At 73.9% G+C, this 19,996-nt stretch carries 21 protein-coding genes; 14 read left to right on the top strand and 7 right to left on the bottom strand.

The features are described 5' to 3' along the window. The first annotated feature begins 118 nt into the window (after nucleotides 1-118). The 7 genes from ACFWBY_RS30665 (at nucleotide 119) to ACFWBY_RS30635 (ending at nucleotide 7,003) form a co-directional block, all read left to right on the top strand. Nucleotides 119-1,222, top strand: coding sequence for a segregation/condensation protein A (locus ACFWBY_RS30665; RefSeq protein WP_385340561.1), 1,104 nt, complete (start codon nucleotides 119-121; stop codon nucleotides 1,220-1,222). Beyond that, nucleotides 1,219-1,884, top strand: coding sequence for an SMC-Scp complex subunit ScpB (scpB, locus tag ACFWBY_RS30660; protein WP_385340559.1), 666 nt, complete (start codon nucleotides 1,219-1,221; stop codon nucleotides 1,882-1,884). The genes ACFWBY_RS30665 and scpB overlap by 4 nt, the downstream gene beginning before the upstream one ends. Beyond that, nucleotides 1,884-3,362 carry a pseudouridine synthase gene (locus ACFWBY_RS30655; RefSeq protein WP_385409727.1) on the top strand — a complete coding sequence of 493 codons (1,479 nt, stop codon included), beginning with the start codon at nucleotides 1,884-1,886 and terminating at the stop codon, nucleotides 3,360-3,362. The genes scpB and ACFWBY_RS30655 overlap by 1 nt, the downstream gene beginning before the upstream one ends. Before the next feature lie 164 nt (nucleotides 3,363-3,526). After that, nucleotides 3,527-4,135, top strand: a complete 609-nt coding sequence (gene pnuC, locus ACFWBY_RS30650; RefSeq protein WP_385340555.1) for a nicotinamide riboside transporter PnuC — start codon at nucleotides 3,527-3,529, stop codon at nucleotides 4,133-4,135. Then, nucleotides 4,132-5,241 (top strand): AAA family ATPase, encoded by a 1,110-nt coding sequence (locus ACFWBY_RS30645; RefSeq protein WP_385340553.1) that lies wholly within the window; start codon nucleotides 4,132-4,134, stop codon nucleotides 5,239-5,241. The genes pnuC and ACFWBY_RS30645 overlap by 4 nt, the downstream gene beginning before the upstream one ends. Beyond that, nucleotides 5,238-5,987 carry an NUDIX domain-containing protein gene (locus tag ACFWBY_RS30640; RefSeq protein WP_385340552.1) on the top strand — a complete coding sequence of 250 codons (750 nt, stop codon included), beginning with the start codon at nucleotides 5,238-5,240 and terminating at the stop codon, nucleotides 5,985-5,987. The genes ACFWBY_RS30645 and ACFWBY_RS30640 overlap by 4 nt, the downstream gene beginning before the upstream one ends. After that, nucleotides 5,984-7,003, top strand: a complete 1,020-nt coding sequence (locus tag ACFWBY_RS30635) for an ADP-ribosylglycohydrolase family protein (RefSeq protein WP_385340550.1) — start codon at nucleotides 5,984-5,986, stop codon at nucleotides 7,001-7,003. Before ACFWBY_RS30640 ends, ACFWBY_RS30635 begins: the two co-directional genes overlap by 4 nt. A 19-nt stretch (nucleotides 7,004-7,022) precedes the next feature. On the opposite strand, the gene ACFWBY_RS30630 is transcribed toward ACFWBY_RS30635, so the two are convergent. From ACFWBY_RS30630 to ACFWBY_RS30620, 3 genes are all read right to left on the bottom strand, one after another. After that, nucleotides 7,023-7,730 carry a DNA polymerase beta superfamily protein gene (locus ACFWBY_RS30630; protein WP_385340548.1) on the bottom strand — a complete coding sequence of 236 codons (708 nt, stop codon included), beginning with the start codon at nucleotides 7,728-7,730 and terminating at the stop codon, nucleotides 7,023-7,025. Nucleotides 7,731-7,758: 28 nt separating this feature from the next. Continuing rightward, on the bottom strand, nucleotides 7,759-8,229 hold the full coding sequence (locus ACFWBY_RS30625) for a Rieske (2Fe-2S) protein (RefSeq protein WP_385340546.1): 471 nt from the start codon (nucleotides 8,227-8,229) through the stop codon (nucleotides 7,759-7,761). An 83-nt stretch (nucleotides 8,230-8,312) separates the two neighbouring features. Beyond that, entirely contained in the window at nucleotides 8,313-8,654 is a 342-nt protein-coding gene (locus ACFWBY_RS30620; RefSeq protein ID WP_385340544.1) for a DUF952 domain-containing protein, read from the bottom strand. A 134-nt stretch (nucleotides 8,655-8,788) separates the two neighbouring features. Here ACFWBY_RS30620 and ACFWBY_RS30615 point away from each other — a divergent pair, with 134 nt between their 5' ends. From ACFWBY_RS30615 to der, 5 genes are all read left to right on the top strand, one after another. Continuing rightward, the gene (locus ACFWBY_RS30615) at nucleotides 8,789-9,238 is read left to right on the top strand and encodes a YidB family protein (RefSeq protein ID WP_385340542.1); all 450 of its coding nucleotides are present in this window, start codon (nucleotides 8,789-8,791) and stop codon (nucleotides 9,236-9,238) included. Between the two features lie 122 nt (nucleotides 9,239-9,360). Continuing rightward, nucleotides 9,361-10,449, top strand: coding sequence for a prephenate dehydrogenase (locus ACFWBY_RS30610; RefSeq protein ID WP_385340540.1), 1,089 nt, complete (start codon nucleotides 9,361-9,363; stop codon nucleotides 10,447-10,449). A 106-nt stretch (nucleotides 10,450-10,555) separates the two neighbouring features. After that, a complete protein-coding gene (cmk, locus tag ACFWBY_RS30605; RefSeq protein WP_385340538.1) occupies nucleotides 10,556-11,263 on the top strand; it encodes a (d)CMP kinase in 708 nt (235 codons plus the stop codon). A gap of 56 nt (nucleotides 11,264-11,319) precedes the next feature. Further along, nucleotides 11,320-11,907 (top strand): lysophospholipid acyltransferase family protein, encoded by a 588-nt coding sequence (locus ACFWBY_RS30600; RefSeq protein ID WP_385340595.1) that lies wholly within the window; start codon nucleotides 11,320-11,322, stop codon nucleotides 11,905-11,907. Between the two features lie 75 nt (nucleotides 11,908-11,982). Continuing rightward, on the top strand, nucleotides 11,983-13,443 hold the full coding sequence (gene der, locus ACFWBY_RS30595; protein ID WP_385340537.1) for a ribosome biogenesis GTPase Der: 1,461 nt from the start codon (nucleotides 11,983-11,985) through the stop codon (nucleotides 13,441-13,443). Nucleotides 13,444-13,459: 16 nt separating this feature from the next. Here der and ACFWBY_RS30590 read toward each other — a convergent pair whose 3' ends face one another. Together ACFWBY_RS30590 and ACFWBY_RS30585 are read right to left on the bottom strand one after the other, a co-directional pair. Next, the gene (locus tag ACFWBY_RS30590) at nucleotides 13,460-13,963 is read right to left on the bottom strand and encodes a hypothetical protein (protein ID WP_385340535.1); all 504 of its coding nucleotides are present in this window, start codon (nucleotides 13,961-13,963) and stop codon (nucleotides 13,460-13,462) included. A 211-nt stretch (nucleotides 13,964-14,174) separates the two neighbouring features. Further along, the gene (locus ACFWBY_RS30585; RefSeq protein WP_385345171.1) at nucleotides 14,175-14,969 is read right to left on the bottom strand and encodes a hypothetical protein; all 795 of its coding nucleotides are present in this window, start codon (nucleotides 14,967-14,969) and stop codon (nucleotides 14,175-14,177) included. 285 nt (nucleotides 14,970-15,254) lie between these two features. On the opposite strand from ACFWBY_RS30585, the gene ACFWBY_RS30580 reads away from it, so the two are divergent. Both ACFWBY_RS30580 and ACFWBY_RS30575 read left to right on the top strand, forming a co-directional pair. After that, a complete protein-coding gene (locus ACFWBY_RS30580; protein WP_385345174.1) occupies nucleotides 15,255-16,160 on the top strand; it encodes a transglycosylase family protein in 906 nt (301 codons plus the stop codon). Between the two features lie 65 nt (nucleotides 16,161-16,225). Further along, nucleotides 16,226-17,218 carry a helix-turn-helix transcriptional regulator gene (locus ACFWBY_RS30575; RefSeq protein WP_385345177.1) on the top strand — a complete coding sequence of 331 codons (993 nt, stop codon included), beginning with the start codon at nucleotides 16,226-16,228 and terminating at the stop codon, nucleotides 17,216-17,218. Between the two features lie 290 nt (nucleotides 17,219-17,508). Here the strand turns inward: ACFWBY_RS30575 and ACFWBY_RS30570 are convergent, their stop codons facing one another. Together ACFWBY_RS30570 and ACFWBY_RS30565 are read right to left on the bottom strand one after the other, a co-directional pair. Next, nucleotides 17,509-18,591 carry a phosphatase PAP2 family protein gene (locus ACFWBY_RS30570; protein WP_385409726.1) on the bottom strand — a complete coding sequence of 361 codons (1,083 nt, stop codon included), beginning with the start codon at nucleotides 18,589-18,591 and terminating at the stop codon, nucleotides 17,509-17,511. Between the two features lie 248 nt (nucleotides 18,592-18,839). Continuing rightward, complete coding sequence (locus ACFWBY_RS30565; RefSeq protein WP_385335319.1) at nucleotides 18,840-19,955, bottom strand: glycosyltransferase family 39 protein; 1,116 nt, start codon at nucleotides 19,953-19,955, stop codon at nucleotides 18,840-18,842. Nucleotides 19,956-19,996 lie beyond the last annotated feature (41 nt).

Below are 19,996 nucleotides of genomic sequence, written 5' to 3'. Positions count from 1 at the left end.
CGCGGCCCCGACTCCGGGGCCCGCCCGGGGCGGGTCCCCGCGCGGCGGGGGAGGCCGCGCGTGGGAGCCTTGGCCCCTGGCCCTGTCGGCCGCTCCCTCCGTACCACCCTGGACCGCGATGCCCCCTCCCGCCGAACCCGGCCTCCCCCCGACCCGACCCGTGGGGACCCCCGGGAACCGCCGCCCGCTGGGCCGCGGCCCCGGTGCCCCCGTACCGGTGGAGGAGCCGGGGCTCCCCGATCCAGAGCCGCAGGCCGGGGAGGGCGCCCCCTCCGCGGCCGTACCGGCCCCGGAGGGCGCCGCAGGCCCCGTACCGCCACAGGAGGCCCCTGGAGCGCCCGAGGGGCCCCACAGTGCGCCTGAGGGGCCCGACCCGGCCCCGGGAGCGCCCGCGGGGTCCGAGCGGGCCCACGGGGCGCCCGGGGGCGACGGCCGGTTCACGCTGCGGCTGGACAACTTCGAGGGGCCCTTCGACCTGCTGCTGCAGCTGATCTCGCGCCACAAGCTCGACGTCACCGAGGTCGCGCTGTCGCGGGTCACCGACGAGTTCATGGCGCACATCCGCTCTATGGGGCCCGACTGGGACCTCGACCAGACGACCGAGTTCCTCGTCGTCGCCGCCACCCTGCTCGACCTGAAGGCCGCCCGGCTGCTGCCCGTCGCCGAAGTCGAGGACGAGGCCGACCTCGCGCTGCTGGAGGCCAGGGACCTGCTCTTCGCGCGGCTGCTCCAGTACCGGGCGTACAAGCGCATCGCCGAGATCTTCCAGGAGCGGGCCGAGACCGAGGGCAAGCGCTACCCGCGCACCGTCGGCCTGGAGGCCCACCTGGCCGAGCTGCTGCCGGAGGTGGTCATCGGCGTCGGCGGCCAGGGACTGGCGCGGCTCGCGGTCAAGGCCATGCAGCCCAGGGCGAAGCCCCAGGTGTACGTGGACCACATCCACGCGCCCCTCGTCAGCGTCCGGGAGCAGGCCGGGCTCGTGGTGGCACTGCTCAAGGCGCGCGGCGAGGCCACCTTCCAGGAGCTCACCGAGGACGCCGGCGACACCCTGACCGTCGTGGCGCGCTTCCTGGCCCTCCTGGAGCTCTACCGGGAGAAGGCGGTCGTCCTGGACCAGGAGGAGGCCCTGCGGACGCTCACCGTGCGCTGGAGCGGCGGGGACGGGGACGGCATGCCGAGGGTGACGGACGAGTTCGACCGGATCGTGGAGGTCAAGGAATGAGCGGGACGCGGGCTCACGGGCAGGCGCAGGCACAAACGCAGCCGGCGGAGGTGGCCGGGCTGGCCCTGAAGCCGGCCCTGGAGGCCGTCCTCATGGTCGTCGACGAGCCGGCGACCGAGGCGCACCTCGCCAAGGTGCTCGAGCGGAGTCCGCGGGAGATCGCGGACGCGCTGCGCGAGCTCGTGGACGAGTACGACGTACAGGGCCGCGGATTCGAATTGCGGCTCGTCGCGGGGGGCTGGCGCTTCTACAGCCGGGGGGACTACGCACCGGCGGTCGAGGCCTTCGTGCTGGACGGCCAGCAGGCCCGTCTCACCCAGGCGGCGCTGGAGACCATGGCCGTCGTCGCGTACCGCCAGCCGGTCAGCCGGTCGAGGGTCTCGGCGGTCCGCGGAGTGAACTGCGACGGGGTCATGCGCACCCTCCTCCAGCGGGGTCTGGTGGAGGAGGCGGGGACGGAACCCGAAACAGGTGCGATCCTGTACAGGACGACGAACTACTTTCTGGAGCGGATGGGCCTGCGCGGCCTGGACGAGCTCCCGGAGCTCGCGCCCTTCCTCCCCGAGGCGGACGCGATCGAAGCCGAGACGCAAGAGGGTGTTCCGTCGTTCGATCCGGACGCACCGGATACCGATGAAGACGACAAGACGACGGAACTTTGATGCGAAGCAGCGGCAACGGCAACGGTAGCGGCAACAGGAACAGCGGCGGCGGTGGCGGCGGCGGGCGTGGGAACGCCCGCGGCGGCAGCTCCAGCGGCGGCGGTGGCTACCGCGGTGGCGGCTCCGGCGGCAGCTCCGGCGGCGGTGGCTACCGCGGTGGCGGCAGCGGCTCCGGCGGCAGCGGCTCCGGCGGCGGCTACCGCTCGGGCGGCAGCTCCAGCGGCGGCAGCTCCAGCGGCGGCGGCTACCGCTCGGGCGGCAGCGGCTCGGGCGGCAGCTCCAGCGGCGGCTACCGCAGCGGCGGCGGCAGCGGCTCCGGCGGCGGCTACCCCCGCTCCGGCGGCGGCTACCAGGGCGGCGGCTCCGGCGGCTACCAGGGCGGCGGCTCGGACCGTGACCGCGAGCCGGCACCCCGCATCCGCAACCCCCGCCCCGAGGAGCGTCGCTACGACGTGGGCCCCGAGGGCGAGCGCAACGGCCGCGGCGGTGCCAAGGCGGGCGGCGGCGGTGCCCGCGGCGCGGCCGACGGCAACCGCGGCGGTGCCCGCGGTGACGCGGCGCGCGGTGGTGCCAAGGGCGGCCCGAAGAGCCCCAGGACCCCCGGCATCGGCGGAGCTGGCGGCCCGCGCCGCGGCCCCGGCAGCCGCAGCGGCCAGTCCAAGCCGCGCGAGCTGGAGGCGCGGATCGAGGAGCGCGTGCGCGACCGGTACGCCGACAAGCCCGTGATCAAGACCCCGAAGACCTTCCCCGGCGCGGAGGAGGAGGGCGAGCGCCTGCAGAAGGTCCTCGCCCGGGCCGGCATGGGTTCGCGCCGCGCGTGCGAGGAGCTCATCGAGCAGGCCCGCGTCGAGGTCAACGGCGAGATCGTGCTCTCGCAGGGCAAGCGCGTCCTGCCGAAGGACGAGATCAAGGTCGACGGCCTGACCGTCGCCACCCAGTCGTACCTGTTCTTCGCGCTGAACAAGCCCGCGGGCGTCGTCTCCACGATGGAGGACCCGGACGGGCGCCAGTGCCTCGGCGACTACGTCACCAACCGTGAGACGCGCCTCTTCCACGTCGGGCGGCTCGACACGGAGACCGAGGGCATCATCCTGCTCACCAACCACGGTGAGCTGGCCCACCGCCTCACGCACCCGAAGTACGGCGTGAAGAAGACCTACGTCGCCGCCATCACCGGCCCGCTGCCGCGCGAGATCGGCAAGCGCCTCAAGGACGGCATCGAGCTGGAGGACGGGTACGCCCGCGCCGACCACTTCCGCGTCGTCGACCAGGTCGGCAAGAACTACCTGGTCGAGGTGACCCTCCACGAGGGCCGCAAGCACATCGTCCGCCGCATGATGGCGGAGGCCGGCTTCCCCGTCGAGAAGCTCGTCCGGACCGCCTTCGGCCCGATCGAGCTCGGCGACCAGAAGTCCGGCTGGCTGCGCCGCCTGACCAACACCGAGGTCGGCATGCTCATGAAGGAGGTCGGTCTGTAAGGACCGGCTGCTCCTCCCCGTACGACCCGTCGCACGGCTCTTCGTACGGCTCCTCGTACGACCGAAACCCGCGGTGCCCTCCGGCACCGCGGGTTTCGTGCTTGTGGTGACAGCGGGTTTTCTTTATAGTCAACCTGACTATAAAGAGAGCGGGGGTCGTCATCATGGGATGGCAGACGAGCTGGACCGAGGTCCTCGGATTCGCCACGGGGGCGGCGTGCGTCTGGCTGGTCGCCCGGCAGCACATCGCCAACTGGCCGATCGGCATCGCCAACAACGTCTTCTTCATCGTTCTCTTCGCCCAGGCCGAGCTCTACGCGGACGCCGGGCTGCAGATCGTCTTCATCGCCCTCGCCGCCTACGGCTGGTGGTCCTGGACCCACGGGGGTGGACCAGGAACCGCCGGGGCCCTGCCGGTGCGCCGCACGACGGCCGCCGAATGGACCGTGCTGGGCGCGGCGGGGGCGGTGGGGGTGCTCGGTCTGACGCTCCTGCTGAGCCGCGCCACCGACTCCACCGTCCCGTTCTGGGACGCCGCCACCACCGGGCTCTCGCTCATGGCCACCTACGGGCAGTGCCGCAAGCTCCTGGAGTCCTGGTGGCTGTGGATCGCCGCCGATCTCGTCTACATCCCGCTGTACGCCTACAAGGGGCTCTACCTCACCGCCCTGCTCTACGCCGCCTTCCTCGCCCTGTGCGTGGCCGGACTGCTCGGCTGGCGCCGGGCACTGCCGGCGCGCGGCCCCCGCGAGGCCCTGGGCGTGACGGCATGAGGCACCGCGGAGGAGCGAAGTACGGGCACGGCCTGGTGCTCGGCAAGTTCTATCCGCCGCACGCCGGCCACCACCACCTGGTGCGCACCGCCCAGGACCAGTGCGAGCGGCTGACCGTGCTGGTGTGCGCCGCCTCGGTGGAGTCGGTGCCGCTGGCCGACCGGGTCGCCTGGATGCGCGAGGCGCACCCGGGGGCCGACGTCGTCGGCGCGGTCGACGACATCCCGGTCGACCTGCACGACCCGGCGATCTGGGAGGCCCACATGGCGGTCTTCCGGGGCGCGGTGCGCCGGCAGGTCGACGCCGTCTTCACCTCGGAGGCCTACGGGAGCGAGCTCGCGCGGCGCTTCGGGGCCGAGGAGGTCTGCGTCGACCGGGAGCGCGCCCTCTTCCCGGTGTCCGGGACGGCGGTACGGGCGGACCCGGCCGGGAACTGGGAGTTCCTGGGACCCGCCGTACGGGCCGCCCTGACCCGTCGGATCGTCGTACTCGGCGCCGAGTCCACCGGGACGACGACGCTCTCGCGGGCCCTGGCGGCCCACTGGCGGCGGCGCGGCGGGGTGTGGGCGAAGACGGGCTGGGTCGCGGAGTACGGCCGGCAGTACAGCGAGGAGCGGCTCGCGCAGGCGCGCGCCGCGGATCCGGCGGCGACCTGGGACGACGTGAGCTTCACCTCGGAGGAGTTCCCGGTGATCGCGCGGCGGCAGGACGCCCAGGAGGAGCGGGCGGCCAGGCTGGGCTCTCCGGTGCTCTTCTGCGACACCGACTCCTTCGCCACCGGCATCTGGCACGAGCGGTACACGGGCGGACGCAGCGCGGAGGTCGAGCGGATCGCCGCGGGCACGCACCGGGACCTGTACCTGCTCACCGACCACGCCGGCGTGCCCTTCGAGGACGACGGGCTGCGCGACGGAGAGCACCTGCGGCCATGGATGACCGGCCGGTTCCGGGAGGAACTGGAGCGGACCGGGAGGCGCTTCGCGGTGGTGCGCGGGGACCGGGACGCGCGGCTGGCGGCGGCCGTGTCGGTCGTCGACGAACTGCTCGCGGAGGGCTGGTCCTTCGCGGACCCGCTGCCGGAGCGGGTACGGGAGCAGAGCCGGTGAGCGGCGCCGGACAGGACTACGACCCGCACGCCTTCGAGCCGTTCGCGGTCACCGTCGACCTCGCCGTCCTCACCGTCCGCGGCGGGACCCTGCACGTGCTGCTGATCCGGCGCGGACAGGAACCGTACGCGGGCGCCTGGGCGCTCCCGGGCGGCTTCGTACGGCCACGGGAATCCGCGGAGACGGCCGCCCGGCGCGAACTGGCGGAGGAGACCGGCCTGGCGGCGGACGTCGTCGCCGCCCTGCGCCTGGACCAGCTGCGCACCTACAGCGAGCCGGACCGGGACCCCCGGATGCGGGTCGTCTCGGTGGCCTTCACCGCGCTCGTCCCCGACCTGCCCGAACCGGCGCCCGGGGGCGGCGGGGACGCGGACCGGGCCCGCTGGGTGCCGGTGGGGGAGGCGGGCCCGTCGGCGGGCCTCGCCTTCGACCACGCGGTGATCCTCGCGGACGCCCGGGAACGGGTCGGCGCGAAGCTGGAGTACAGCTGCCTGGCCACCGCCTTCTGCCCGCCCGAATTCACCCTCGGCGAGCTCCAGGCCGTCTACGAGACCGTCTGGAACACCGCCCTCGACCGGCCCAACTTCCGCCGCAAGGTGCTGGCCTCGCCCGGCTTCGTCGAGGCCGTGCCCGGCGCCGCCCGGCTCACCGGCGGCCGCGGGAAACCGGCCGCGCTGTACCGGCCCGGGCCCGCCACCACCCTGCACCCGCCCCTTCTCCGCCCCTCGGAAGGACACACGCGATGACCACGACCACGAAGCGAGCGGCCACGGGCGCCCTGCTCGGACTGGCCCTGGGGGACGCCCTGGGCTTCCCCACGGAGTTCAACGACGTCCCGGGGATCCTGGCCAAGACCGGCCCCTGGCGGTCCATGGCGCTGCCGCGCCCGGCGATCGTCACGGACGACACCCAGATGACGCTGGCCTTCGCCCGGGGCATACGGACCGCCGCGGACCGCGGCCGCGTGGGCCCGCTGCGCCTGGCCCGGCCGGTCCGGGATGAGTTCGTCGACTGGTACCACTCCCCGGAGAACAACCGGGCCCCGGGCAACACCTGCCTGAAGGCCTGCAGCCTGCTGAACCTGCCCGAGCGCGACTGGCGCGACGCAAGCCAGCTCGGCTCCAAGGGCTGCGGCGCGAACATGCGGGTGGCGCCGGCCGGGCTGGTGCCCGGCTGGACGCAGGAGGAGCGGGCCGGCGCGGCCCAGCTCCAGTCGGCCCTCACCCACGGTCACCCGACGGCGCTGGCCGCCTCCGACCTGACGGCCCGCGCGGTGTTCCTGCTGGCGCGGGGCACGGAGGTGACCGGCCTGGTCGGGCAGCTGCGCTCGTACGCCCTGGAGAACCGCACCCGCTACCACGAGCGCTGGCTCGGCGACCTGTGGGCGCGCACGTCCTCCGACGCCTCGCCGGAGTCCTTCATCGCACGCGGCTGGGACGAGTGCCTGGGCGTCCTGGACCGCCTGACGGCGGCCCTGCGCTCGCCCTCCCCCGAAACGGACCCCTGCCTGACGACCGGCGACGGCTGGATCGCCGAAGAGGCCCTCGCCACCGCCCTGCAGTGCTTCCTGCTCTTCCCCGAGGAACCCCTCCTCGCCCTGCGCCGCGCGGCCTGCACGAAGGGGGACTCCGACTCCATCGCCTGCCTGGCCGGCGCCTTCGCGGGCGCCCACCTCGGCGCGGACGTCTGGCCCCGCGACTGGGAGGGCCGCATCGAGTACCGCGACGAACTGCTGGCCTTCGGCGCCCTCTGGGACGAGTGACCGGAGTACCGGACGGCCCTCAGGCGAGGGCCGAGGCGCGGCGGGTGCGGCGCAGGAAGTCCTCCACCCGCGCCAGGTCCGGCGTGTCGGGGAGGGGGCTCCTCGGCAGGGCGGACTCGGACTCGGCCATCAGCCGGTTCATCCAGGCGTCGGCCTCGTCCCAGGTGAGCTCACCGCGACGGACCGCGAGGAGCCGGTCGCGGTAGGGGCCCGCGTCGATCACCAGGCGGCCCGTGCGCAGCAGGTCGCGGCAGGACAGGAGCAGGCGCAGCAGGTGCATGGCGTGCTTCCAGCGCGGGGTGCCGTGGTTGCGGAGGTCTCCCAGGAGCTTGCCGCGCTGGGAGACCGCGTACCCGCTGAAGGTGGTGTGGGCGTGGCGGGAGAGGAACGCCCCGCGGAGCGCGAGGAGTTCCTCGCCCACCGGGGTGAGGTGTTCCACGAGAGGGGAGTGGAGGCACTCCAGGATGTTCGGGTTGGCCCGCAGGGCGAGCTCGCAGAAGCGCTCCAGCTCCCAGGAGAACTCCTCGTCCCGCGGCCCGTCCACGTGCGTCGGGGGCTTGCGCAAACCCCAGAACAGCGGTGTCGGGGCGAGGTAGACACCGCGCCGGTCGGTGTCGCTCGCCTCCGTGGCCAGGCCGAACGCCCTCGAACCCATCACGCACGAGTAGATCGTGTGGTCCTTGACCAGGGTGAGTTCGAGCGGCTCGGGCGTCGGCTTGTCGTTCATCCGGGGAGCCTAGGCGGGCGGTCCGCCGCTACGCGAGCGAGATTTCCCCCGCCGGGGAGACGGTGATCTTCTTCTCCGCCAGCGGCTTGGTGGCCGGACCGTGCGCCACGGCGCCGTCGGCCACCTTGAACTTGCTGCCGTGGCACGGGCAGTCGATGGTGCCGGCGTCCACCTTGTTCACGAGGCAGCCCTGGTGCGTGCACACCGCCGTGAAGCAGCGGAACTCACCGGCCTTCGGCTGCGTGACCACCAGTTTCTGGTCCTTGAGGACCGTACCGCCGCCGACGGGTACGTCGGAGGACTTGAGCAGGGGCTTCTGGGCGGAGGGGGCCGGGGACACCGGCGTGGCCCCGGAGGTCTGTGCCGTGGGCGCGCTGTTGCCCCCGGTCTCCGTCTTCGTCTCGTCGGATCCGCCGCACGCGGTGAGCACGCCGCCTGCGAGGGCGCTCGCTCCGGCCGCGAGTACCGTGCGCCGGGCGGTGCGGATGGGGTCGCTCATGAAATCTCCTCGGGTGATCGCCGGGATGGCGAGAGGCATCCTGGCGCGTGACGGGCCTCAGGCAAACCCCGCCACGCGGCTTCTCAGCCCTCCGGCGGCCAGGGGACGAGTCCGACCGGGGCGCCGGGGGCGCGTACGACCTCCCACACGCGGATCACGGCGTCCCGGTTCAACGGCCCGTGGACGTGCGGATAGCGGGCCCCCGATTCACCCTCGCGGCGGACCCGCGAGGTCAGGGCGAGCTCGTCGAGTTCCACGGCGAGCAGGGTCTCGCGTACGCCGCCGTAGTGGGAGGCGGCGATCGCCAGAGCCGTCTCCCGGTCCGCGGAACAGTGCACGAAACCCTCGGAGTCGAGCGAGGGCGGGGCGTACGGGCGGTCGGGCGCGGCGGTCCAGTCGGCGAGCGGTACGAGGTGGAAGATCATGCCGATCGTTCTACCGCAGCTTCCGCGCGGGCTGCGCCGACTGGCAGCCGGGTCCGGATCGGGTGACATTGTCCGTGTCTCCACGCCGGGTGGCCGCTCTCCGTGCGCCCGGTCCCTCTTGGAAAGGCAGCACCATGGCGGGTAACGACCTCGGCTCCCTTCTCGGCGGCCTCCTCGGCGGCGGCGGACAAGGCGGCAGCGGGGGTGGCGGCGGGGGCAACGTCCTCGGCGCGCTGCTCGGCGCGCTCATGGGCGGCGGTGGCGCCGCCGGCGCCCAGACGGCCGGCGGCGCGGGGAACAATCCGCTGGGCGGACTGATGGACATGCTGACCAAGTCGGGTCTGGCGGACCAGGCCCAGTCGTGGATCGGTACCGGCGAGAACAAGCCGGTCAGCGGCGCGCAGATCGCCGAGGCCCTGCCCGACGAGACGCTGCAGAAGGTCGCCGTGCAGGCGGGCGTCTCCCCGGAGAGGGCCGCCGACCAGATCGCGCAGGAGCTGCCGCAGGCCGTGGACAAGCTGAGTCCCACGGGCTCGCTGCCGAGCGGCTCGCTCGAGGACATCATCAAGCAGCAGCAGCTGTAACCGGCCACCCGCCGGCCCCGGGGCCCGGCCGTCCGTCCCACCCGGCGGACCGCCGGGCCCTCGGACCGTCCGCGCTGGCTACCCTGGGGCGGGCACCGCCGTCGCACACCCCTGGAGCACCCGTGAGAACCGCCGTCGTCATCGGAACCGGACTGATCGGCACCTCCGCGGCGCTCGCCCTCGCCGCCCGCGGCATCGCCGTCCACCTGGCCGACCGCGACCCGGGACAGGCCCGCACGGCCGCCGCGCTCGGCGCCGGCACGGAAGAGGCCTACGAGGGCCGGGCCGACCTCGCGATCATCGCCGTACCGCCGGCGCACGTGGCCGCCACCCTCGCCGACGCGATCGGCCGGGGCCTGGCGCGCGCCTACGTGGACGTCGCCAGCGTCAAGGGCGGACCGCGGCGGGAGCTGGACGCCCTCGGCGTGGACACCGCGGAGTACATCGGTACGCACCCGATGGCGGGCAAGGAGCAGTCCGGGCCGCTCGCCGCCTCGGCGGACCTGTTCGAGGGCCGGCCGTGGGTGCTGACGCCCACCCGGGAGACCGGCCACGAGGTGCTGAACCTGGCGCTGGAACTGGTGGCGCTGTGCCGGGCCGTCCCGGTGGTCATGGACGCCGACGCGCACGACCGCGCGGTCGCCCTGGTCTCGCACACCCCGCAGCTCGTCTCGAGCATGGTCGCGGCACGGCTGGAGGAGGCCGACGAGACCGCGGTGCGACTGTGCGGGCAGGGCATCCGGGACGTGACGCGGATCGCCGCCTCCGACCCGCGGATGTGGGTGGAGATCCTCTCGGCGAACCCGGGCCCCGTCGCGGACGTGCTGGCCGGGATCGCCGCCGACCTGGACGAGACCGTGCAAGCCCTGCGGGGCCTGCAGTCCGCCGACGAGGACAAGCGCCGGGGCGGGGCGGTCGGCATCGAGGACGTGCTGCGCCGCGGCAACGCCGGCCGGGTCCGGGTGCCGGGCAAGCACGGGGCGGCGCCCACGGCGTACGAGACGGTGGCCGTGCTCATCTCCGACCAGCCCGGCGAGCTCGCGCGGATCTTCGCCGACGCCGGGCGGGCCGGGGTCAACATCGAGGACGTACGGATCGAGCACGCGACGGGGCAGCAGGCCGGCCTCGTCCAGCTGATGGTCGAGCCCCGGGCGGTCGCGGGCCTCCAGGCCGAGCTGCGCGAACGCGGCTGGGCGCTGCGCCAGTCGTAGGCCGCCCGGCCGCCCGGCGGGCGGGGGTGAAAAGCCCGGTAACCTGGGGGAGGGGCGCTATTGGCGCGCCCGGACACGTACGCGCAACCAGGAAGGTGCCCGCACCGTGGAAACCGTAGCTCCGTCCGCCGTGATCGTCGCCATCGACGGTCCCTCCGGCACGGGCAAGTCCAGCACTTCCAAGGCCGTGGCCGCCAAGCTCGGGCTGCGCTACCTGGACACCGGTGCCCAGTACCGGGCCATCACCTGGTGGATGATCACCAACGGTGTCGACACCGACGACCCGCAGGCCATCGCCCTCGCGGCGGGCAAGCCGGCCATAGTCTCCGGCACCGATCCGTCCGCGCCCACCATCACCGTGGACGGCCTGGACGCCTCCGGCCCGATCCGGACCCAGGAGGTCACCTCCAAGGTCAGCGCCGTGAGCGCCGTCCCCGAGGTCCGCACCCTGATCACCGAGCTCCAGCGGTCCATCGCCGCCGAAGCGGCCGAGGAGGCCGAGGGGATCGTCGTCGAGGGCCGGGACATCGGCACGACCGTCCTGCCCGACGCCGACCTCAAGGTCTTCCTCACCGCTTCCGCCGAGGCCCGCGCCGCCCGCCGCAGCGGCGAACTGCGCGGCAAGGAGGCCGTGGACCTCGCGGCCACCAAGGAAGCGCTGATCAAGCGCGACGCCGCGGACTCGGGCCGCAAGACCTCCCCGCTGGCCAAGGCCGGCGACGCGGTCGAGGTGGACACCACCGACCTCAGCCTCGACCAGGTCATCGAGTGCGTCGTGACCCTGGTGGAGGAGAAGCGGGCGGGCCGCAAGTGAGTGGTACGCCCTCCTTCAAGGGAGCGGCGGTCGGCCGGCGGATCGGCATCGGGCTCATGTACGGCCTCTGGCGGCCGCGGGTGCTGGGGGCCTGGAAGGTCCCCGCCGCCGGCCCCGTCATCCTGGCCGTGAACCACTCGCACAACATCGACGGCCCCATGGTCATGGGCACCGCCCCCCGGCCGCTGCACTTCCTGATCAAGAAGGAGGCGTACGTCGGCCCGCTCGGCCCCTTCCTCGAAGGGATCGGGCAGGTGAAGGTGGACCGGTCCGGAGCCGACCGCGGCGCCATCAGCCGCGCGCTGGGCGTCCTGGAGAACGGCGGGGCCCTGGGGATCTTCCCCGAGGGCACCCGGGGCGAGGGCGATTTCGCCTCGCTGCGCGCGGGCCTCGCGTACTTCGCGGTCCGCGCCGGCGCGCCCATAGTGCCGGTCGCCGTCCTCGGCAGCACCGAGGGACGCGGCCGTGTCGTCAAGGCGCTGCCGCCGCTCGGGAGCAGGGTCGACATCGTCTTCGGCCATGCCTTCGACGCCGGGGACGGCAGTGGCCGCCGAACCCGTACCGCGCTCGACCAGGCCACCGTACGCATCCAGGACCGGCTGACCGCCCACCTGGCCGACGCCAAGCGCCTCACCGGGCGCTGAGCGAGACTTGACCTAGTAGTGGAACCGCGCTGCGCGGGCCCCACCGATCACCACGAACGACGAGGAACGGACTTCATGAACGACCAGCACGACCACGGAGCACTTGGCGATGCCGAGTACGCGGAGTTCATGGAGCTCGCCGCGGAAGAGGGCTTCGACATCGAGGACGTCGAAGGCGCGATCGAGGAAGCCGGCCACGGCCCGCTGCCCGTTCTCGCCGTCGTCGGCCGGCCGAACGTCGGCAAGTCGACCCTGGTGAACCGGATCATCGGCCGCCGCGAGGCGGTCGTCGAGGACAAGCCCGGTGTCACCCGCGACCGCGTCACCTACGAGGCCGAGTGGGCCGGCCGCCGGTTCAAGGTCGTCGACACCGGCGGCTGGGAGCAGGACGTCCTCGGTATCGACGCCTCCGTCGCCGCCCAGGCCGAGTACGCCATCGAGACCGCCGACGCGGTCGTCTTCGTCGTGGACGCCAAGGTCGGCGCCACCGACACCGACGAGGCCGTCGTCCGGCTGCTGCGCAAGGCCGGCAAGCCCGTCGTCCTGTGCGCCAACAAGGTCGACGGCCAGAGCGGCGAGTCCGACGCGGCCTCCCTGTGGTCCCTGGGCCTCGGCTACCCGCACCCGGTCTCCTCCCTGCACGGCCGCGGCACCGGCGACATGCTCGACGCCGTCCTCGAGGCCCTCCCGGAGGCGCCCGCGCAGACCTTCGGCACCGCCGTCGGCGGTCCCCGCCGGATCGCGCTCATCGGCCGCCCGAACGTCGGCAAGTCCTCCCTCCTGAACAAGGTCGCCAAGGAGGACCGCGTCGTCGTCAACGAGATGGCCGGCACCACCCGCGACCCGGTCGACGAGCTGATCCAACTCGGCGGGGTCACCTGGAAGTTCATCGACACCGCAGGCATCCGCAAGAAGGTCCACCTCCAGCAGGGCGCCGACTACTACGCCTCGCTGCGTACGGCCGCCGCCGTGGAGAAGGCCGAGGTCGCGGTCATCCTCATCGACACGACCGAGAACATCAGCGTCCAGGACCAGCGCATCATCACCATGGCCGTCGAGGCCGGGCGCGCGATCGTGATCGCCTACAACAAGTGGGACGACCTCGACGAGGAGCGCCGCTACTACCTCGAGCGCGAGATCGAGACCGAGATGCAGCAGGTCGCCTGGGCACCCCGGGTGAACGTCTCGGCGCTCACCGGCCGCCACATGGAGAAGCTGGTCCCGGCGATCGAGACCGCGCTCGCAGGCTGGGAGACGCGTGTCCCGACCGGTCGCCTGAACGCCTTCCTCGGCGAGGTCGTCGCGGCCCACCCGCACCCGATCCGCGGCGGCAAGCAGCCCCGCATCCTGTTCGGCACCCAGGCGGGCAGCAAGCCGCCGCGGTTCGTGCTCTTCGCCTCGGGCTTCCTGGAGCACGGCTACCGGCGGTTCATCGAGCGCCGCCTGCGCGAGGAGTTCGGCTTCGAGGGAACCCCGATCCACATCTCGGTCCGCGTGCGCGAGAAGCGCGGCGCGCAGCACAAGCGAAAGATGTAGTGGCGGTACGCCGGGGCTAGTGGCCCCGGCGCGGAGCGGGCGGCAGGGCCGCCGGGACGTGGTGCGTCCCGGTCTGGTGCTGTCGCCCGTTCGCGTATCCGGTACTCGCGGAGGCGCCCGCGTACGCGTGCTGCGGCTGCGGGGTGGAGGAGGGCTGCCACGCGTTCGCGGGCTGCCAGGAGGAACCGTTCCAGCCGGCGGCGTAGGAGGCGCCCGAGCCGACGCCGTACGTGCCGGAGCCGACGCCGTACGTGCCGGAGCCCGCGGGATACGCGCCCGAGCCGGCGGGGTACGCGCCCGAGCCGTACGCGCCGCCGTAGGAGAAGGCCGTGAAGCCGAGGTGCTCTTCGCCCGTGCGGTCGCCCGGCAGGGCCCGGAAGGCGCGCAGGTACTCCGAGTACAGCGTGTCGTAGATGGGGGTGTGCGAGGCGGCCGGAGCGCTGTCCAGCTCCCGTACGGGGCGCGTAGGGGGTCCGCTGCTCGGATAGGACGGGGCGCGGGAGACATCGTAGGAATGCACGTATCAGCCAACGAAACCAGCGCCCCACGGATGCGGGGTCGCGGGGCGGAAAACGCAGATCGCCGGGGGTGCGCGGGACGGACCGCGCACCCCCGGCGCACGCCGCCCGGCCCCCTGGAGGGGGGAGCGGACGGCCGTTCCCGGGATGGAAGGGTTGTCAGGCTCGGGCGGGCTCTCCGGGGCCTCGGGGCCGCCGGGGACCGCCGTGGCGTCAGGCGCCCGGGGTGCCCGCCAGCGGCATCGAGGCGGCCACGAGCTTGCCGTTGCGGGCGGCCTTGTCCAGGGCGTCGCGGAGCAGGTCCTCGCGGGGCTGCTGGCCGATGGAGTCGACGGGGGCGGCGTAGACGAGGACACGCTGCGTCTTGTTGACGGCGGCCCGCCAGCCGTCGGTGACCGACAGCGGCCGGTGCGCCTGCCACCAGGCGACCTGGCCGGGCTGGAGCACGGAGTGCAGCTGGCCGGCGGCGAGCAGGATCGACCAGCCGCCGAGCGGGGACGGCAGCTCCTCGGTGTCCGTGACGGGGACGAAGCCCTGCTCGATGAGGAGCGGGAGGAAGTCGTCGCCGGGGCCCGTGGTACCGGGGCGGGCGATGGGCGCGGTGGGCTCCACGACCAGGGCGGGGTGCAGCTCGCCGTTGATGAGGATCAGGCCGCTGGTGATGCCGAGGACCGCCTGGCCGCCGGGCACGGACTGGGGGACGTCGCCGGCCGGGGAGACCGGGGCGGGGCTGTCGCCGGTGATGGAGCGGACGGCGCCCTGGAGGTCGGCCTCGGGTACCGAGACGACCTGCGAGGGGATGCAGCCGGCGTGGGCGAAGGCGAGGACCGCGGTCTCGTCGCCGACGAACAGCACGGTGCTGGTCTGCTCGCGCTCGGAGTCGCCGGGGGTGCGGCAGGAAGTGCAGTCGTAACTGCCCGGGGACCCGTCTCCGGCGAGCAGCCGCTCGGCCTCCTCGTCGCCGATCTCGGCACGTACCTCATCACTGACTTCGAGCATGCGCGGCACGGGGTGGCTCCTCGGACTAGGCGTGCGGGGCCGGGGGGTTCCGGCTCGCCGGGCTCAACGGGGGAGCGGCGGCCGGGGTCACGCCGTTTGAGGGAACGGAATCGAACCGGACCCCCGAAGGAGTGAACGGTCCGACCGGGTCGTTGCTTTGTGTCAACTGTTGTTTGATCGTGTGCAGTTGGTGGCGGATGCTGGCCGTTTGGCCGGTGGGCCGAGCGGGTGGGCGGCCGCGCGGCGCGGTGTGTTGGGACGAAGGCCGCTACGGGGGCTGCGTAGCGTGACGCGATGCGCAACTTCGGGGTTCCGGGTGGTGTGGGCGCGGCGGCGCTGCTGCTCGTACTGGCGGCGGTGACGGCCGGGACCGGGGCGGCCGCGGCCGTCGCGCCGCCCCCTCCCCGGCCGGGCGCGGCCGGGCGGGCGGCGGACTGCGGGCCCGGGGGGACGTGGCCGTGGGACTGCGTGGCCGACTGCGAGAGCGGTGGCCGGTGGGCGGTGAACACGGGCAACGGGTTCTACGGGGGACTGCAGTTCTGGCAGCCGACGTGGGAGGAGCACGGCGGCCTGCTCTTCGCGCCGAGGGCGGACCTTGCCACGCGGGAGCAGCAGATCAGGGTGGCGGAGGACGTGTTGGGCAGCCAGGGCTGGGAGGCCTGGCCGGTGTGCGCGACGCGGTACGGGCTGGCGGGGCGCGCGCACGCGGTGCGCGCCGGGGACACCTTGGTCGAGATCGCGCGCAGGCACCGGGTGGCGGGGGGCTGGCAGGCGCTGTACGCGGCGAACCGGACGGTGATCGGCGCGCGGCCGGAGGCCCTGGAGGTCGGGACCCTCCTGGCCCTGCCGCCCCCGGTCCCCGCCCCCGCGCCGGTACCGGAGCCGCTACCGGCCGGGCCAACCCCCGTTGCGACGCCCTCCGTGGCGGCCCCGGCTCCGTCCGTCCCCGCCCCGACCTCCTCGGTCCCGACCCCGACCCCGTCCGTCCCGACCCCGTCCGTCCCCGCCCCGACCTCCTCGGTCCCGACCCCGACCCCGTCCGTCCCGACCCCGTCCGTCCCCGCCCCGACCTCGTCCGTCCCGACCCCGACCTCGTCCGTCCCCGCCCCGACCTCGTCCGTCCCGACCCCGTCCACCCCCGCCCCGACCCCGTCCGCACCCGCGGCCGCCCCGCCCGCGGTCCCGGACCCGACGCGCTGATCTGACGGACGGTCCGGGCGCGGGAGCCGGTGCGGGGCCCCGCCCCCTACCGGCAGACTGCGGGGATGCTTGAGACCTCCGCGCGGCTGCTGCGCCTGTTGTCGCTGTTGCAGGCCCATCGGGAATGGACCGGGCCCGACCTGGCCGAGCGGCTCGGCGTGACACCGCGGACCGTGCGGCGCGACGTGGACCGGCTGAGGGAGCTCGGCTACCCCGTCAACGCCAGCCCGGGGACCGGGGGCGGCTACCAGTTGGGGGCCGGGGCCGAACTGCCGCCGCTGCTGCTCGACGACGACGAGGCGGTCGCCGTGGCCGTCGGGCTGCGCACCGCCGCCGGAAACGGCGTCGAGGGGATCGGGGAAGCCTCCGTACGGGCGCTGGCCAAGCTGGAGCAGGTACTGCCGTCCCGGCTGCGCGGGCGGGTGTCCGCGCTGAACCGGTTCACGGTGCCGCTGCTGAGGGGGCCGGGGGCTGCCACGGTCGACCCGGGCGTGCTGACCGAGCTGGCAGGCGCCTGCCGTGACGCCGAGCGGCTGCGCTTCGAGTACCGGGACCACGGGGGCGCCGTCTCCCGCCGCACCGTCGAGCCGCACCGGCTGGTGTGCACAGAGCGTCGCTGGTACCTCGTGGCCTGGGACCTCGACCGGGGGGACTGGCGGACCTTCCGGGCCGACCGGATCGAGCCCAGGCCCCCGCACGGCCCGCGTTTCACCCCGCGCCCGGCGCCCGCCGAGGACCTCGCCGCGTACGTGTCCGAGGGCATCGGGCGGCGGGTGTACGCGGCCCGGGCCGTGGTCCGGCTCCGGGTGCCGGCGGCCGAGGCCGCGCGGATCGTCGGGCCGGCCGGCGGGGCCTTGGAGCCCCTCGACGACGAGAGCTGTCTCCTGCGGACGGGGGCGGTAAACCTCGATGTCCTGGTGATTCACATCATGCTGATCGGGTGTGAGTTCGAAGTCGTCGAGCCGGTCGAGCTGAGGGACCGGATCAGAGCCGCGCGAGATCTCCTCGGCAGGTCCCTGGAACCTCGCGAAGGGGCCCCGGAAGTGAAGAAGATGTAAGGAAGCGGAGGGGGTCGGGCGCAGGGTCGGAACAGAATTCCGCAGAGTTCGGGGGGAATTCGAAAAAGAATTCCCCCCGGGCGCGCCGCGGGCCGGAAAAGGAATGCGCCGCCGAACTCGCGGGCGGAACGACTGTAGATGACTCGTGACACAAGCGTGACCCGGTACGGAGGAATCCCAGGGCGCGCCGCTGACGGCGCGGACCCGCGGCGGCCGCGGGACGACGAAGGCGGGCCCCGGTCGTCGACCGGGGCCCGCCGTGAACGCGGAGGGTGTGCGTACCGTCCGGGTCAGCCGCCGGTGGCCGGACGGGCCGCCGCGCCGCGCGAGGGCGCGCGCTCGGCGTGGGCCGGGCGGCGGCTGCCGGCCGGGGTGGCCGGGGTCCGCTCGGACCGGATCAGGTGCGGGCGGGTGGTGACGTGGAGGGCGGGGCGGGCCGCCGGGTGGTGTGCGGCCGCCGGGGAGGGAGCCGCCGGCGGGGCCGGCGCGGCGGGCTCCTGCGCCTCGGCGGGACCCGCGGCCGGCTCGGCGGCGCGCTGGAGCCGCCACTTGCCGCCGGCGGAGAGCAGCGGGACGAGCACGCCGGTGAGGGGCTCGGGCACCTGCCCGGCCTCCACGAGGGAGCGCAGCCGCGCGCGGAGCTCGAACACGTAGGCCTCGACCTGGGCGATGAGCGGCTCGCACCACGGCAGGGCCAGCAGTACGAGCAGACCGGCGGACCAGCCGAGCAGGACGTCGCTGACCCAATGGGTGCCGAGGTACACGGTGGTGGCGCCGACGCTCAGCGAGACCACGGCGGAGACCACGGACAGCACGCGCCGGGTGACCACGGTCGAGGCCAAGTAGGCCAGGATTCCCCAGGTCACGACGGCGTTGGCGGTGTGGCCGGAAGGAAATATATCGCCGCCCGCGAAGAGTTCGGCGGAGCCGATCTGCGTCGCGTAGTGGGGGCCGAGGCGCCCGAGGCCGAGCTTCACGGCGCCGACGGTGACGTTGAGCAGCAGCAGTGCCACGCCGAGGGTGATCAGCGGGCGCAGGGTGTGCTGGCGCCAGGAGCGCCAGCCCAGCCATGCGGCGACCATCACCGCGGTGGGTCCGCGCTGGCCCAGGACGACGAGGTAGTCGAGGAAGGCGTGCAGTTGCGGCCACTGCTCGTAGGGCCGGAAGAACATGACCTGCCAGTCCAGGCGGACGAGCCAGGAGGTGGTCAGGACCGCCACGACGATCGCGAGGTAGAAGCCGAGGGTCGCTCCGAGGAGCACGACGCGGTGCCGGCTCATCCGCGGTGTTTGCAGATGAGCCGGTCGCTCTGGTTCCCGGTCCAGCCGGGCGAACACCCGCTCCAGTCTGGGCAGGATTTGGTCGGTACGCACTCAATCGACGTTACCGCGCGCCGAAGGGCACCCCGGGCGAATCGCGGGCTTTGTGATGACCATGTGATGTGGAGTTGGTCTCACGCGGGCCTTAATTCCCATTATTCGGCCATTGGTTGGAGCCGTTTCGGTCCCTTGGTCCTACCATTTCCCCGCGTGCTCACCCGGGGTTTATGGCGGTCAGTCAATTCCTTTGCTCAAAGATGGATCGGAACGATCCCTTCCGTGATCTCGGCCTGCGCGGGCGCCTACGGAGGACCCGAGCCGTTCAGCCAGAAGGCCCCGTACACCGCCGAGACCACGGCCAGCGCCGCCGCCACCGCGGCCGCCCGGCCCGTCCGCCACCCGGCCAGCGCCACCGCCGGCGGGAACAGCAGGGGGAAGGCGGGCAGCAGCAGCCGGGGCTTGGAGCCGAAGTACCCCGACGCGCACAGGGCCAGCGCCACCACGATCCCGCAGTACACCAGCAGGGGCACGGGCTGGCGCCGGCGTACGCAGAGCGCGTACAGCCAGAGCACCAGCGCGACCCCCGCGATCAGCCCGATCCCGGCCGGGAACGCCGGCGAGGCCAGCCGCGCCCCGATGAACCGCGCGAAGGCCCAGCCGCCGTCGAAGCCGTTGCCCCAGCCGGCCTGGACGTCCAGGTAGCCGGCCGGGCCGCCGCCGGTGCGGGCGCCGACCCACAACGCGTAGCCCGCCGCGCCGAGCGGGGCCAGCAGGACTCCCGCGGCCATCCGCCAGGATCGCTCCCCGCGCCGGACCGCCAGGGCGGCGGCCACCCACACCGCGGCCACGACCGCCGCTCCGACCGGGCGGGTCAGCCCCGCCCCGGCCGCGAGCAGGCCCGCGATCGGCCAGTGCCCGCGCAGGACCCCGTACAGGCTCCAGACGGCGAGCGCGGTGAACAGGGACTCGCTGTACGCCATCGACTGCACGATCGCGACGGGCAGGGCGGCCCAGAGCGCGACGGCGAGCACCCCCGCCCGGCGGCCGTGGAGCAGGTCGGCGACCGCGAAGATCCCCCAGGCCGCGGCGAGGCCGGCGAGCGCCGACACCACCAGGCCCGCCGACCCGTGGCCGAGGCCGGTGACGGCCGAGACCAGCCGTTCCAGCCAGGGCAGCAGGGGGAAGAAGGCCAGGTTGGAGTGGACGTCGCCGTTCGGGAGAGCGACCTCGTACCCGTACCCCTCGGCGGCGACGCGGGCATACCAGAGGGAGTCCCAGCGCGCCGACAACAGCGTGTGCGCGCTGCTGTCGGCCACCGCACCCCACACCGCGAGCACGGCCAGCCCGAAGAGCCGTACCGCGGCGAAGACGGCCAGGGCGGGCGCGGCCCGGCGCAATCCAAGATCTTTCACGGGCATGATTATCGACGGCGGGACAGCGCCCGAGCGGGCACGCCGGG

Source organism: Streptomyces sp. NPDC060049 (assembly GCF_042736715.1).
In the GTDB taxonomy this organism is placed as follows: domain Bacteria; phylum Actinomycetota; class Actinomycetes; order Streptomycetales; family Streptomycetaceae; genus Streptomyces.
The sequence above is the reverse complement of the archived record's forward strand: the minus strand, read 5'-3'. Positions and strand labels throughout refer to the sequence as shown.